Source organism: Microcoleus sp. FACHB-1515, from assembly GCF_014696105.1.
Taxonomy (GTDB): domain Bacteria; phylum Cyanobacteriota; class Cyanobacteriia; order Elainellales; family Elainellaceae; genus JAAUTJ01.
The window spans coordinates 24,493-37,112 of the sequence record NZ_JACJPO010000075.1 but is presented as its reverse complement, the minus strand read 5'-3'; the positions used below and the strand labels follow the sequence as shown (position 1 = coordinate 37,112).

Annotated in this window: 13 protein-coding genes and 1 pseudogene; 7 read left to right on the top strand and 7 right to left on the bottom strand. The window is 53.5% G+C overall.

Annotated elements, in window-relative coordinates:
- Positions 1 to 171: 171 nt before the first annotated feature.
- Positions 172 to 786, top strand: a complete 615-nt coding sequence (locus H6F67_RS25475) for an XRE family transcriptional regulator (protein ID WP_190769459.1) — start codon at positions 172 to 174, stop codon at positions 784 to 786.
- A 117-nt stretch (positions 787 to 903) separates the two neighbouring features.
- On the top strand, positions 904 to 1,881 hold the full coding sequence (locus H6F67_RS25470; RefSeq protein ID WP_190769458.1) for a carboxylesterase: 978 nt from the start codon (positions 904 to 906) through the stop codon (positions 1,879 to 1,881).
- A gap of 1 nt (position 1,882) precedes the next feature.
- Here H6F67_RS25470 and H6F67_RS25465 read toward each other — a convergent pair whose 3' ends face one another.
- Positions 1,883 to 2,308 carry a hypothetical protein gene (locus H6F67_RS25465; protein ID WP_190769457.1) on the bottom strand — a complete coding sequence of 142 codons (426 nt, stop codon included), beginning with the start codon at positions 2,306 to 2,308 and terminating at the stop codon, positions 1,883 to 1,885.
- Between the two features lie 331 nt (positions 2,309 to 2,639).
- On the opposite strand from H6F67_RS25465, the gene rseP reads away from it, so the two are divergent.
- Positions 2,640 to 3,722, top strand: a complete 1,083-nt coding sequence (rseP, locus tag H6F67_RS25460; RefSeq protein ID WP_190769456.1) for an RIP metalloprotease RseP — start codon at positions 2,640 to 2,642, stop codon at positions 3,720 to 3,722.
- A gap of 198 nt (positions 3,723 to 3,920) precedes the next feature.
- Complete coding sequence (gene clpS, locus H6F67_RS25455; protein WP_190769463.1) at positions 3,921 to 4,214, top strand: ATP-dependent Clp protease adapter ClpS; 294 nt, start codon at positions 3,921 to 3,923, stop codon at positions 4,212 to 4,214.
- A gap of 203 nt (positions 4,215 to 4,417) precedes the next feature.
- Here the strand turns inward: clpS and H6F67_RS25450 are convergent, their stop codons facing one another.
- Entirely contained in the window at positions 4,418 to 4,726 is a 309-nt protein-coding gene (locus H6F67_RS25450; RefSeq protein ID WP_190769455.1) for a hypothetical protein, read from the bottom strand.
- Positions 4,727 to 4,829: 103 nt separating this feature from the next.
- Between H6F67_RS25450 and H6F67_RS25445 the strand changes: the two genes are divergently transcribed.
- Together H6F67_RS25445 and H6F67_RS25440 are read left to right on the top strand one after the other, a co-directional pair.
- Positions 4,830 to 5,441 (top strand): pseudouridine synthase, encoded by a 612-nt coding sequence (locus H6F67_RS25445; protein ID WP_190769454.1) that lies wholly within the window; start codon positions 4,830 to 4,832, stop codon positions 5,439 to 5,441.
- A gap of 444 nt (positions 5,442 to 5,885) precedes the next feature.
- Positions 5,886 to 7,184 carry an LCP family protein gene (locus H6F67_RS25440; protein WP_190769453.1) on the top strand — a complete coding sequence of 433 codons (1,299 nt, stop codon included), beginning with the start codon at positions 5,886 to 5,888 and terminating at the stop codon, positions 7,182 to 7,184.
- Between the two features lie 107 nt (positions 7,185 to 7,291).
- Here the strand turns inward: H6F67_RS25440 and psb34 are convergent, their stop codons facing one another.
- From psb34 to H6F67_RS28415, 5 genes and pseudogenes are all read right to left on the bottom strand, one after another.
- The gene (gene psb34 / locus H6F67_RS25435) at positions 7,292 to 7,471 is read right to left on the bottom strand and encodes a photosystem II assembly protein Psb34 (RefSeq protein ID WP_190769452.1); all 180 of its coding nucleotides are present in this window, start codon (positions 7,469 to 7,471) and stop codon (positions 7,292 to 7,294) included.
- A gap of 109 nt (positions 7,472 to 7,580) precedes the next feature.
- On the bottom strand, positions 7,581 to 8,411 hold the full coding sequence (locus H6F67_RS28555) for a thiazole synthase (protein WP_396799098.1): 831 nt from the start codon (positions 8,409 to 8,411) through the stop codon (positions 7,581 to 7,583).
- Between the two features lie 162 nt (positions 8,412 to 8,573).
- Positions 8,574 to 9,545: pseudogene (gene thiO / locus H6F67_RS28550) on the bottom strand (glycine oxidase ThiO); the annotation flags it as partial.
- Positions 9,546 to 9,575: 30 nt separating this feature from the next.
- A complete protein-coding gene (locus H6F67_RS25425; RefSeq protein ID WP_190769450.1) occupies positions 9,576 to 10,118 on the bottom strand; it encodes a hypothetical protein in 543 nt (180 codons plus the stop codon).
- Positions 10,119 to 10,656: 538 nt separating this feature from the next.
- The gene (locus H6F67_RS28415) at positions 10,657 to 10,806 is read right to left on the bottom strand and encodes a hypothetical protein (RefSeq protein ID WP_313927067.1); all 150 of its coding nucleotides are present in this window, start codon (positions 10,804 to 10,806) and stop codon (positions 10,657 to 10,659) included.
- A 164-nt stretch (positions 10,807 to 10,970) separates the two neighbouring features.
- Between H6F67_RS28415 and cimA the strand changes: the two genes are divergently transcribed.
- Positions 10,971 to 12,590, top strand: a complete 1,620-nt coding sequence (gene cimA, locus H6F67_RS25415; protein WP_190769449.1) for a citramalate synthase — start codon at positions 10,971 to 10,973, stop codon at positions 12,588 to 12,590.
- The last annotated feature ends 30 nt before the right edge of the window (positions 12,591 to 12,620 follow it).

The following is a 12,620-nucleotide window of genomic DNA, read 5'->3' as shown; positions in this document are numbered from 1 at the left end:
GATCTTCCAGGCTGGCAAAATGGTTGAGAATGGTCGGAGCAATCGTCAATTCATCCATGACATGGAGCAGATTTAGCGTAAGCCTGCATCCTACCCCAATTACTCCAACCTCATTTAGATGCGTTTGCCCTGCTTGATATGATGCAATTCTAGTCACATTCAGCCGAAGCGATGCCAGAAGTCTCCATACAGGCCGAATCACTTGAGCGCTATTTGGGCAATGCAATTCGCGAACTGCGATTGCGGCACGGGCTGACGATCGCCGAAGTTGCCGAGCAGGTCGGCATTTCTCGCGGCATGTTGTCCAAGATCGAGAACGCACAGACGGCAACGAGTCTGGAGACGATCGGAAAGCTCGCCAGTGCTTTAGGCGTTTCACTTTCAACCTTATTTCGCAACTACAACATGCCAGATGGAAGCGCCCAGCTAGTCAAATCCGGTGAAGGGATGGAAGTCGTCAGGCGGGGAACCAAGCGCGGACATACTTATCATTTATTGGCTTACGATCGCGGTTCAACTAAACAGTTTGAGCCGTTTTTGATCACAATGGACGATGCCTCAGAAGTTTTCCCGACCTTTGAGCATCCGGGAACTGAATTTATTTATGTGCTGGAAGGCAAATTGGAATATCGTCACGGCCAATCGACCTATCTGCTAGAACCCGGTGATTCGTTGACGTTTGCAGGCGATATTCCGCATGGGCCAGAAAAATTAATCGAACTGCCGATTCGCTTTTTGGCAATTATTTACTACGTGAATGGAGCGATCGATCTGGAATCATCCTGAAATGGTACGGGCGAAGTATTTGGCAAACTTGCTGGCAGCACCAATGATCCCCTCGAATGCGATGCCCCAACAGCCATTAGACTGAGGATTGCAATCACTACTTAACGGTTCGATCGCATGGCTAGCTACGCGGACATTACTCAGACTCTTGTGGATACGGCTCGATCGCGCGAAGATTTGCTGCCGATTCGAGCCGAAGAGTGTCGATCGCTCCTGCAATTTCAGCCGCCCAAGCATCCGGTTTGTTTGCTGTTTCACGGGTTTACGGCTGCTCCGTTTCAGTGGCAGGCAGCGGCAGAATCACTGTTTCAGGCGGGCTACAACATTGTGGCACCGCGCCTTCCCGGTCATGCTCAGGCAGGAACTTGGTGGCAGGGCAATCCGCCGCCGCTGCCGACTCAGGTAGAAGATTATGAGCGGTTTGCGCTGGCCTGGATTCAGCAGGCACAGGCGATTAGCGATCGCGTCATTGTGGCAGGCTTGGGAGCGGGCGCAACCTTAGCAGCATGGTTGGCTTTGGAGCAGGTGCACGCGATCGATCGCGCGATTTTGATCGATCCGTATCTCGGCCAGAGTCGGCAGGTGGTGGATTTGTTCGTGCGATCGATCGCGTCTTACTGTGAATGGCTGGAGCCAGAGCCGCCTGTGTATCCAACTGGCTACAGCGGATTTGCCTTGCGTACCCTGCAACCGCTGCTGCAAATGGGGGAAACGGTGATGCAGCAAGTGCAGCAGGTTCCGATCGCTCCGGTTTTTTTGATTTCGAGCGGATTGGGCGATGACGAAACGCGCCAGTGTTTTGATTTTGCCGTGCGGTCGCAGCCGCGATCGTGGTACTGCCGTTTTGAGCAGCTTGATGAACTGCCGCACAAGATGCTGACGCTGGCCGACAGCGACAACTATCAAACGCTGCTGGCGGCGATCGTCCGCAGCTTTAATGAAAGCGAATTGACCGGAAGCGAGCTGCAAGGCATCGTCGATCGCACTCGGCAGGGCGAAACGGTTGCCAAAGCGATCGGTTCCTTGAATTTGGGCGATCGCGCTTCGGGGCAACTGGCCGCACTGTTCACGCCCAAATCCACCAGCCGCAAATAACCTACCAGCAGGCCGGACGCAAATGCACAAACGCAGTGCAGGCCGGATTGCCGTTATACGGTGCGCCTAACTGAGGCGTCATCGTTGTGCGGCGACTGCCACGATCGATCACGACGGTTCCTCCCCGCGAGGGCGGCACAATCACCGGATTGATCAAGGTCGAGTCTTCGATCGGCACGCCAATCACAACAGGATTGATCAAGGTGGAATCTTCGATGCGGTTAGTAAAAATTTGCGTTGGGCGACGATGGCGATACGGACTGTAGAACGAATCGCGATCGATCGACTCCATGCCGATCGACAAACTGCCGTTATAAATCACGATGTCTGCTTGGGCAGGATGGCCTGTCGCCAGCATTGCTCCGGTCAGCAGCGGCAACATCATCCAGCGGAATCGATCGCGGTGCAGCATGAATCTTTCTCCCATGTTTCAAGCAACAACTTGGCAGATTCACCCAGTCTTCTTCCAGGCTAACGACGAAATCTGCTGCTTGCCAGTTCACTTCGCCACATTCAACCTGCTGTTTGGGATAAAGGCGATCGTCCACCCGTAATTTTTCTTGTAATCAAGTTACTCAGCGTTCGATCGGCTGCCTGCTTCGCCTTGACCCTTTGCATTTCCCTAGTTGTTCCATACAAGCACACGGATGAAGCTACGTGTTATGTTCTACGCCTCAAGCGGGAAACCCGATCGCCAATTCCGCCGCACAGCCAAACGGCGACTTAGAATATGAAGATATTCAACAACCTCTGAGTCTATGTCAGTATTGGCTCCGATCGCTGTGCTAGCGATCTTGATTGTGGTTCACGAGATGGGGCACTTCTTCGCAGCAAGGCTCCAGGGCATTCACGTCAACCGCTTTTCGATCGGATTTGGCCCCGCCCTCTTCAAAATTCAAGGGCCACAAACTGAATACGCGATTCGCGCCATTCCGCTCGGTGGCTATGTGGGTTTCCCCGATGACGACCCGGAAAGCGAAATTCCGCTGGATGATCCAGATCGTCTGCAAAATCGTCCAATTCTCGATCGCGCTATTGTGATCAGCGCGGGCGTAATTGCCAACTTGATTTTTGCCTACCTGGTTTTCGTGGTGCAGTTTGGCGCGATCGGCGTTCCCGACGGCATCAACTATCAGCCCGGCGTGCTGATTCCGCAAGTGCTTTCGGCAGAATCGCCTGCTGCCCAAGCTGGCATCAAAGCGGGAGACGTCATTCTCGCCGTAGACGATCGCAGCTTGGGATCAGGAGATGCCGCTCTCAAAACGCTGACCGAGGCGATCAATACGAGTCCGAACCAGCCGATCGAGTTCACCGTGCAGCGGGGCGATCGCCAGCTTGAAGTCAACGTGACGCCGCAAATTGGCGACAACAGCGACGGCAAAGCCCGCATCGGCGTTCAACTGCTTGCCAACGGCAAACCTGAATATCGCCGCGCCGAGGGCATCGGGGAAGTTTTGACGCTCGCCGCTCGATCGTTCCAAGATATGTTTGTCCGCACGGTTCAGGGCTTCGCCTCGCTGATTACCAACTTCTCGCAGATGGCAAATCAGGTTTCTGGCCCGGTTGGAATCGTCAAGCAGGGTGCAGATTTGGCAAACAACGATTTGCTCAACCTGTTTCCCTTCACGGCAATCATCAGCATCAACCTGGCAATCATCAACATTTTGCCGCTGCCTGCGCTCGATGGCGGACAGCTTGCATTTCTCCTGGTTGAAGCGCTGCGCGGCGGCAAACCGCTGCCCAACCGCATTCAGGAAAACGTGATGCAAACGGGACTGATGCTGCTGCTGGGTCTGGGAATTTTCCTGATCATCCGCGACACATTGACGCTAAGCCGCTAATTCAGCTTGCTTAATTGATTTTGCAATGCAAGGAGTTGGTCAAAGCTAACTCCTTTTTTGTGGCAGGCGATCGCTTGCTCGGCATCAATCGCCTGAATCAGATACAGATAAAATCGAGGCTGCTACAATAACAAAGAAATTTTTAACATTCACCACACCCTAGCTGCGCTTATGACCGAACTTGTAGCGCCTCGATCGATGGCGACTGCGCCCACAGTGACGCCAGAGCGATCGGCTCAAACCATCAAAAAAACTTACCCCAACTACAACGTCATTGTTCTCAACGACGATTTCAACACGTTTCAGCATGTGGCGGAATGCTTGATGAAATACATTCCCAACATGACTAGCGATCGCGCTTGGGACTTGACCCACAAGATTCACAATGAAGGGCAGGCGATCGTCTGGACGGGCGCACTGGAACAGGCAGAAATGTATCACCAGCAGCTTAGCCGCGCTGGACTGACGATGGCTCCGCTGGAGAAGGCTTGAGAGCCGGAGCGATCGTTTGAGATCGGTTCACTAGAATGAAAGCCGCGCGGTTTCGGCTGCGGTCGCTTGGATCTGTCAAGCGAATTGGTCTGTCAAGCGAGAGCGATCGATTCGCAAACCAATTGCGATCAACAAACTGCCTGCAATTCAAGCAAATCGATCGCAGGCAGTTTGTTGATTTCAATCGATGGTTTCCCTGGTGGCTAGCTGGCGGCTTGAGCGGGCTGCTGAGCAGGCGGCGTGGTGGATGCAGTATTCGTTTGCGTTTTTGGCTCAACGGCGGCAAATTCAATGTGGTTGAGCAGCGTTGTAACGAAGGCAAACAGCAGGAACGGCAGCGACAGCACCAAAATCAATCCGACAGTGGCAAGCGCATAGATCGGGCGGCTGGCTCCCATCAAGGCGAGCGCTGCGGCTAAGCTGAGGAAAATGACCAGCAGCCAGACAATAATTTGTCCATAGATGTCGCCAAATGCCAGCGTGCAGACAAAGCGATATCGTTGTTTTTCCATGATTTTCTTGACCCCAAATCCCTTAGAAATACAGCGTAAAGCGGAATCTTGGATTTGGTCACGCTCCTAAATCTTTTTAAAAGGGTTGAGACTTTTCTTTACAATGTTGCGATCGAAATCCACTCAATCTCGCTCTTCCGACCATTGCCACCTGCTGTTTTACAAGCCATACGATGTGCTCACTCAGTTTACCGATGCAGCCGATCGCCGCACTCTTAAAGATTTCATACCCATTCCCAACGTTTATCCGGTCGGCAGGCTCGATCGCGACAGCGAAGGTCTGCTGCTGCTGACCAGTGACGGACGGCTTCAGCATCGCCTCAGCGATCCGAAATTTCATCATCCGCGCACCTACTGGGCACAGGTCGATCGCATTCCCACTGAGGCCGACCTTGAACCGCTCCGGCGCGGCATTGACCTGAAGGATTATCACACTCGTCCTGCGATCGTCCGCTTGATTGAAGAACCGAATTTGCCGCTGCGCGATCCGCCCATTCGCTTTCGCAAATCTGTTCCAACCAGTTGGATCGAACTGATTCTAACGGAAGGAAAAAATCGTCAGGTGCGGCGGATGACGGCAGCGATCGGATTTCCAACGTTGCGATTAGTGCGCGTGGCGATCGGGTCTTTGCGGCTGGATGGACTTCAGCCCGGACAGTGGCGAAAATTGAGTTCGATCGAGCTTGAGCAAATTAATAGAACAAAAGTTCTATAAGAAATGATTTCAGCAAAAAGAACTTGAAGATTGCTTTTTGAAGCAGTCGAATCAAACTAGTAAAATTCGCGGAATCAAGTGGATGACAATTCGCAATTTTCTGTTAGGATTTTGAGCAAAATTACTGTTCTTTGCAGTGGCGATCGTGTTGCTCACCTTGGGTTTTTGGGTGAGCCTCCGAGTTTCTACTCGTGCATTGCAAAACATTCAGGGGTTAAGCTGCCAGAAACGATTGACGGTTTTCGCGCATTTTTGCGGATTTAATTTGTTAAATTCATGCATTTTGCCCAAAAGCGTCTATAGTGACTTCCAGTTCTTTTTGTTGAACTGTGCAGTAATGAATTTCTGCTTCCGTGTGTGAGGAACTTCGTGGCTACTTCCAGACCTTCAAAAGCTCGATCGTACCCATTCCAGCCGAAGAAATCGCCCCGCTCAAAACGACGCATGGTTTGGCTGATGTTGGGGTTGGGTGCAGTGGCAATTTCTTCGGCAACCGCAGGCGCACTGCTCGCCATGTCGCTGACCAGTACGCCGCTGTTGCAGAGTCAGCTTAGTCCAGAAGATGCCGATGTTTTTAACGAAGGTGAAAGTATTTCCAGCGACACGAACTTTCGCCTGCCGCAATTGACGCGCCCTGTAAACATTTTGGTGTTGGGCATCAAGGTGTTGACTTCGGATCTCGATGATTTGCCTGAATCCAGTCGCAATCAGGGCTATCACGCGCTGGTTAATTCGTTCGATGGTTTGTCCGATACAATGCTGCTGCTCCGGTTTGATCCAGAACACAAGCAGTTATCGGTTTTGTCTTTGCCTCGCGACACGCGCACTTGGGTTGAAGGCGTTGGTGAAACAAAGCTGAACGAGGCGAATGTGCACGGCGGCCCTGCGCTAGCCGCAACCACGACAACGGAATTGTTAGGCGGCGTGAAGATCGATCGCTACGTCCGCATCAACGTTCAAGGCGTGGAAAAGCTGATCGATGCGCTGGGTGGCGTCACGGTCTACGTCCCCAAAGACATGCAATATCAGGACGACAGCCAGCACCTTTATATTGACCTTAAGCAGGGCGAGCAGCACCTTGATGGCAATCAGGCATTGCAGTTTTTGCGCTTTCGCTACGACCAAAATGGCGACATTGGCCGCATTCAGCGACAGCAAATGATGATGCGGGCACTGCAAGAGCAAGCGCTCAGTCCGGCCACGCTGACGCGCCTGCCGCAGATTCTCTCGGTCATTCAGTCGAACATCGATACGAATTTGAGCGTGGAGGAACTGGTGGCGCTGGTCGGCTTCGCGGCGCAAACAAGTCGATCGAACGTCGAAATGCTGATGCTGCCCGGACGCTTCAGCACCCCCGATCAGTATTCGCTCAGCTATTGGCTGCCGAGTCGATCGCGCATTGAAACGATGATGGGGCGCTATTTTGGCCTTGATGTGGACAGCAGCGCTGAGGAATCTGCCCGTTCGGTGCGAATCGCGATTCAAGACAGCAGCGATCGCCCGGATGCCGTTGATCAACTGGTCAACCAACTGCAAGCAGCAGGTTACAGCAACGTGTCGGTTGATCGCCCTTGGAGCGAACCGCTGGCAACGACTCGCGTGATTGCACAGCAGGGCGACACCCACAGCGCCGACGCCGTGCAGGAAGCGATCGGGCTGGGCGAAGTTCGGATCGAAAGCACAGGCAGCCTTGACTCAGACGTGACGATTCAGCTTGGAACCGACTGGCAGCCTGAGCGGTGAGGAACTGAGCGAACGACTCAGCATTTCTGATAAAGCACAACAAAAACACGGCTCCTCGATCGAGAAGCCGTGAAGCAAGGTATATTCAATTTTCAAAAATTTTGTGCTTACCCAAGTGAAGAAACGGCTACTGCAACGTACAGCAAACCTCCAACCAAGGCGATCGCACCGACACCCAAAATGATGTAGTTGCGGACTTGCCCTTTGGTCAGCGGCTCTGCCTGATACATCTTTGGCTCGCTGGCAAAGTTGTTTAAGCGACCGCCTTCTTCAGTGGTGTAGGGCATGATAAAACCTCAATAATCTTGTTCACCACAGTTTAACAAAGAATAGGAGTATGTACTCTCTAACTTTGGTTACAAAACGCAATATTAAGGAAAGCTTTAGATTTTCTCGCTAAGCGATCGTGCCTGTCGTCGGTGAACTTGGACTGGCGATCGACTTCACCGGAATGCGTCCTGCCAAATACGCCATGCGCCCCGCGATCGCCGCCATGCCCATTGCCCGACCCATCAAAGCGGGATTTTGTGCTTGCGCGATCGCCGTGTTAATCAACAGCGCATCGGCTCCCATTTCCATCGCCTGCGCTGCTTCGCTGGGTGTGCCGATTCCCGCATCCACCACGACGGGAATGTTGGCGTTCTCGATGATGATTTCGATGTTGGCCTGATTGCGAATACCTTGTCCCGACCCGATCGGCGAACCCAAGGGCATGACCGTCGCACAGCCGACTTCTTCCAGTCGTTTCGCCAGCAGCGGATCGGCGTTGATGTAGGGCAGCACGGCAAAGCCTTCTTTGACGAGTTGTTCGGCGGCTTGCAGCGTGCCGATCGGGTCAGGCAAGAGATATTTTGCGTCCGGGATCACTTCGAGCTTGACGAAATTGTTGTCTTCCTGGCCGAGCAGCTTTGCCATTTCGCGCCCCAAGCGAGCAACACGAATTGCGTCTTCGGCAGTCTGACAGCCTGCGGTATTCGGCAGCATCCACAGCTTTTGCCAGTCGATCGCTTCTGCCAAGCCTTGATGTCCAGGCGCGTTCGTTTGGACTCGGCGGACGGCAACCGTGATGATTTCGCAGCCGCTCGATTCGATCGCCTGCTGCATTTCGTCAAAATTGCGGTACTTTCCAGTTCCGGTCATCAGGCGCGATCGAAAAGTGCGTCCGGCGATCGTCAAGGGGCGATCGTCAACTTGTGGAGCGGTTTGAACAACATCAAGCGTTTGCACAGGAGTTTCAGCAGGAGTAGGGGAAACCATTGTAGCGAAGGTGCGAGGCTGCTGAAAGCGCCGCCAGGAAAATTCCGGCAGTAGCGGATCGATGCGCCGATCCCAAACTGCATCGGCAATGAGCTGAGCCGTAATCGGTGCGAGCAGAATGCCGTTGCGATAGTGTCCAGTTGCGACGGTTAAATTTTCACAGTGGGTTTTGCCCAAAATCGGCATTTCGTCAGGCGTTTCGGGTCGAAAGCCCCACCACTGTTCGGCGATCGCAAATTCCTTCAAAACCGGAAACAGCCGCAACGCTTCATGCAGCAGCGAATGAATGCCCTCAACTGTATTTCCGGGTGTAAATCCGGCGGCTTCACTTGTTGCCCCAATCACAATTTGCCCATCCCGGCGCGGCACAATGTAGGCCGATTCGCCATAGAGAACGCGCTGGAGGGGCAAGCCCGCCGCCAAATTTGGAACGCGCACCGACAGCATTTGACCTTTGCGCGGCTGTGTGGGAATCGGCAGCAGCGCAGCAGACCAAGCTCCGGTTGCCAAAATGTAGTGCTCCGCTTGCCAGTCGGCGTTTGCTGTTTTAACAGCGGTCACTCGATCGCCCCGCCGATCGCTCTTCAGACTCGCGTAGCAAATCGCTTCGACCTCAACGCCTTCTTGCAACTCCACGCCGATCGATGCCGCCACCGATCGCAACGTTTGCGCCAGCCGCCGATTGTCTACCTGTGCGTCTTCGGGAAACCACCAACCGCCAACGACATCTGGACTTAATCCCGGTTGGGCGTAGTGGATCGCGGTTGCGTCAAGCCACTGAGCAGCGATCGCCGCTTTTGGTTCTTGAAAAACCGGAGCGAGAATGCCGCAAGCCCAATATCCAGCATTTTGTCCGGCGATGCTTTCCAGCTTGCGAATCCAGTCGGGATATAAATCGCGGCTGCGGAGGCACAGCGATCGCATCGCGGGTGAAGTTAGGTGTTCTGCTTCGGGAGCGAGCATTCCCGCTGCGGCGTGCGTTGCGGCCTGAGCAAAATCGCGGCTCAGCACGGTGACGGCTGCACCGCGCAGTTTGAGTTCGACGGCGATCGCCAATCCAACGATGCCGCCGCCCACGACCAACACATCGGTCGATCGATTCATGACACAAAAGGGTGAACGACTATTTCCACCCTACCAAAGGGCGCGGAATCTGCGGGTTTGTGTGTTCTCAGTGGTGAATCCGCTGGGGAAGGTTCTGCTGGTCGATCGCGTTGCCGCCGTGCCGCCTGTGGTTGTGCCTCCATTGGTCGTTGTGAAGCTGCGGGCGGGCGTTGTGCCGCTTCTGCCATTGTCGCCTGTGATGCCTGGAAGCGGGCTGGCAGGTAAATTTCCGGGCGTGGTGGGCTGTCCGGTTTGCTGGGCTGTACCTGTGCCGCCCTGCGCTGTGGTTCCTGTGCCGCCACCGACTCCGGTTGTGCCAGTTGCGCCAGTCGTTCCGGTTGTGGTAACTCCAGTTGTGGTGTCAAAGGTTTGGGTGGTGGCGGTGTCGGTGCGGTTGCCACCAAACAGATTGCTAAAGAAGTTGCTGGTGCCTTGCGAGCCGGGCGTGCCAACGAGCAAGACAAAGGCCAGCAGTGCAGTAATTAAGCTGATGGTGCGAGCCGTTCCCTGCACAAATGCTGCAACGATCGCTCCAACAATGGCCGTAATCAGTAGAAAAGTAACTAGATTCATTTCAACTCCAAAACACCGAATCGAAAGGACAAAAATTGAGGTCAGCGGCGGATCGCGAAAGCCCAAAGCGCCAGCTTCACTTTGCTAAATTCAAGCTTGAGCAACAAATCGATTGCTTGGCCTCTAGCGCACGATAGATTGCTTCAGTTCGTGAAATTTTCACGGCCATCTTTCTGCGGTGAAACCTACTGCAACTATCGCAATTTATTGAGCTTAGGTCAATTCGATCGAGCAATCAATTTCAGCTTTTGCAGCCGATGAAAGCGGCGATCGAAACTCCAAATTGAACAACCAATTGCAAATGGCTTGGGATGGGTCGCCCGCGATCGATCGGTTCAATCTCGATTTGAATTTTGCTGACCTTCTGGTGTCCAAATTGAATTTTCACCTTGGCCCCAAAAGCGATCAAATTTTGTTACTCGCAGATCGTCGAGCACTGTGCTCTAACAGGCTAGGCGACGATTTTGATCGGAAGAATGAGGAGAAGCGATCGCCGCGATCGATCGTGCCAATTGGCTTCTGAAATAGTTCCTTCAATCTAAACGGCGCAGGTTTCACAAGTGCCCCTGCCGCGACAGTTGATCACGTTGTCGCTGTTATGCAAATCAATTTCGTGCTGAAGCAGGACTGGTCGCATTGCGCCGATCGGACAGTCAAACACTTTGCCTTGAGCGATGATTGTCGGCATGTTGCAGTTCTCAATCGTTCAATATCGAGTGTTCGATATCGAGGCTACGTCATTTTGATATCGAGGCGATATCACAAGATCGCTGCGTCTAGCTTAAAGTGATCTAATGGCGATCGAATTCGCTTGGCAATTTTTTCACTTCCATTCCTCATCGATTGAGCGTTATGACTGAGCCTGCTGCCCCGCTTTGGATCTACGACACGACGCTGCGCGATGGCGCTCAGCGCGAAGGATTGTCTTTGTCGATCGAAGACAAGCTGCGAATTGCCCGTCAGCTCGATCGCTTGGGAATTCCGTTTATCGAAGGCGGCTGGCCGGGGGCGAATCCCAAAGATGTGCAGTTTTTCTGGCAGTTGCGCGAAGAACCGCTGACGCAAGCGGAAATTGTTGCCTTTTGCTCGACTCGACGACCGGGGCGATCGGCGGCTGAAGATCCGATGCTCCAGCCGATTCTCGCAGCGGGAACGCGCTGGGTGACGCTGTTTGGCAAATCGTGGGATCTGCACGTGATCGAAGGTTTGCAAACGACGCTGGAAGAAAATTTGGCGATGATCGAAGATACGATCGCCTACCTCCGCAGCCAAGATCGTCGCGTCATTTACGATGCGGAACACTGGTTCGACGGCTACAAGCACAATCCCAGCTACGCGATCGAAACGCTCAAAGCGGCGATCCGAGGCGGCGCAGAATGGCTGGTTTTGTGCGACACGAACGGCGGAACGCTGCCGCATGAAATTGGAGCGATCGTGCAAGATGTCGTTCAAGCAGTGAAGAGTGAACATCCGACTCCGCAAATTGGCATTCACACGCACAATGATTCGGGAACGGCAGTGGCAAATGCGATCGCGGCTGTCTTACAAGGCGCACGCATGGTTCAAGGCACAATCAACGGCTACGGCGAACGCTGCGGCAACGCCAATTTATGTACGCTGATCCCCAACTTTCAACTCAAGCTTGGCTATCGCTGCGTGCAGGATGAGCAGTTGGCGCAACTGACCGGATCGAGCCGTTTGATCAGTGAAATTGTCAATCTTGCACCAGATGATCATGCGCCGTTTGTCGGTCAATCGGCCTTCGCGCACAAGGGCGGCATTCATGTCAGCGCGGTTGAGCGCAATCCGCTCACCTATGAACACATTGCGCCGGAGAGCATTGGTAATCAGCGGCGCATCGTCATTTCGGATCAGGCAGGTTTGAGCAACGTTCTGGTCAAGGCTCGCAGCTTTGGCATCAATTTGGATAAGCAAGATCCGGCCTGTCGGCAAATTTTGCAGCGATTGAAGACGCTGGAAAATGAAGGCTATCAGTTTGAGGCGGCAGAGGCGAGCTTTGATTTGCTGATGCGTGAAGCGTTGGGACAGCGGCAGGATTTCTTTGAGGTGAAGGGCTTTCAGGTTCACTGCACAATGGCTGCGCCCGGAAGCGGAACTGATTCGCTGGCAACGGTGAAGGTGGCGGTGAACGGGCAAGATATTCTGGAAGCTGCTGAGGGAAATGGGCCAGTTTCAGCTTTGGATGCGGCGTTGCGGAAGGCGTTGACGAATTTCTTTCCGATCATTGGAGAGTTTCATCTGACGGATTATAAGGTGCGGATTCTCGATAGTGCGGCGGGGGCGTCAGCCAAAATTCGCGTCCTGGTCGAGTCGAGCAATGGCTATCAGCGGTGGACGACGGTGGGTGTTTCCGAGAATATTATTGAGGCGTCTTATCAAGCGGTTGTGGAGGCGTTGGAGTATGGATTGCTGTTGCAAAATCAGGTGAAGGCGGTGTTGGCGTCTTCGTAGGGATTTTTGGAAAGGCGCTTCGCGATTTCT

What these genes read in the sequence shown, in the direction of transcription:
- H6F67_RS25475 (WP_190769459.1), top strand. Translation starts at nt 172, where the DNA reads ATGCCAGAAGTCTCCATACAGGCCGAATCACTTGAGCGCTATTTGGGC.
- H6F67_RS25470 (WP_190769458.1), top strand. Translation starts at nt 904, where the DNA reads ATGGCTAGCTACGCGGACATTACTCAGACTCTTGTGGATACGGCTCGA.
- H6F67_RS25465 (WP_190769457.1), bottom strand. Translation starts at nt 2,308, where the DNA reads ATGGGAGAAAGATTCATGCTGCACCGCGATCGATTCCGCTGGATGATG.
- rseP (WP_190769456.1), top strand. Translation starts at nt 2,640, where the DNA reads ATGTCAGTATTGGCTCCGATCGCTGTGCTAGCGATCTTGATTGTGGTT.
- clpS (WP_190769463.1), top strand. Translation starts at nt 3,921, where the DNA reads ATGGCGACTGCGCCCACAGTGACGCCAGAGCGATCGGCTCAAACCATC.
- H6F67_RS25450 (WP_190769455.1), bottom strand. Translation starts at nt 4,726, where the DNA reads ATGGAAAAACAACGATATCGCTTTGTCTGCACGCTGGCATTTGGCGAC.
- H6F67_RS25445 (WP_190769454.1), top strand. Translation starts at nt 4,830, where the DNA reads ATGTTGCGATCGAAATCCACTCAATCTCGCTCTTCCGACCATTGCCAC.
- H6F67_RS25440 (WP_190769453.1), top strand. Translation starts at nt 5,886, where the DNA reads ATGGTTTGGCTGATGTTGGGGTTGGGTGCAGTGGCAATTTCTTCGGCA.
- psb34 (WP_190769452.1), bottom strand. Translation starts at nt 7,471, where the DNA reads ATGCCCTACACCACTGAAGAAGGCGGTCGCTTAAACAACTTTGCCAGC.
- H6F67_RS25425 (WP_190769450.1), bottom strand. Translation starts at nt 10,118, where the DNA reads ATGAATCTAGTTACTTTTCTACTGATTACGGCCATTGTTGGAGCGATC.
- H6F67_RS28415 (WP_313927067.1), bottom strand. Translation starts at nt 10,806, where the DNA reads ATGCCGACAATCATCGCTCAAGGCAAAGTGTTTGACTGTCCGATCGGC.
- cimA (WP_190769449.1), top strand. Translation starts at nt 10,971, where the DNA reads ATGACTGAGCCTGCTGCCCCGCTTTGGATCTACGACACGACGCTGCGC.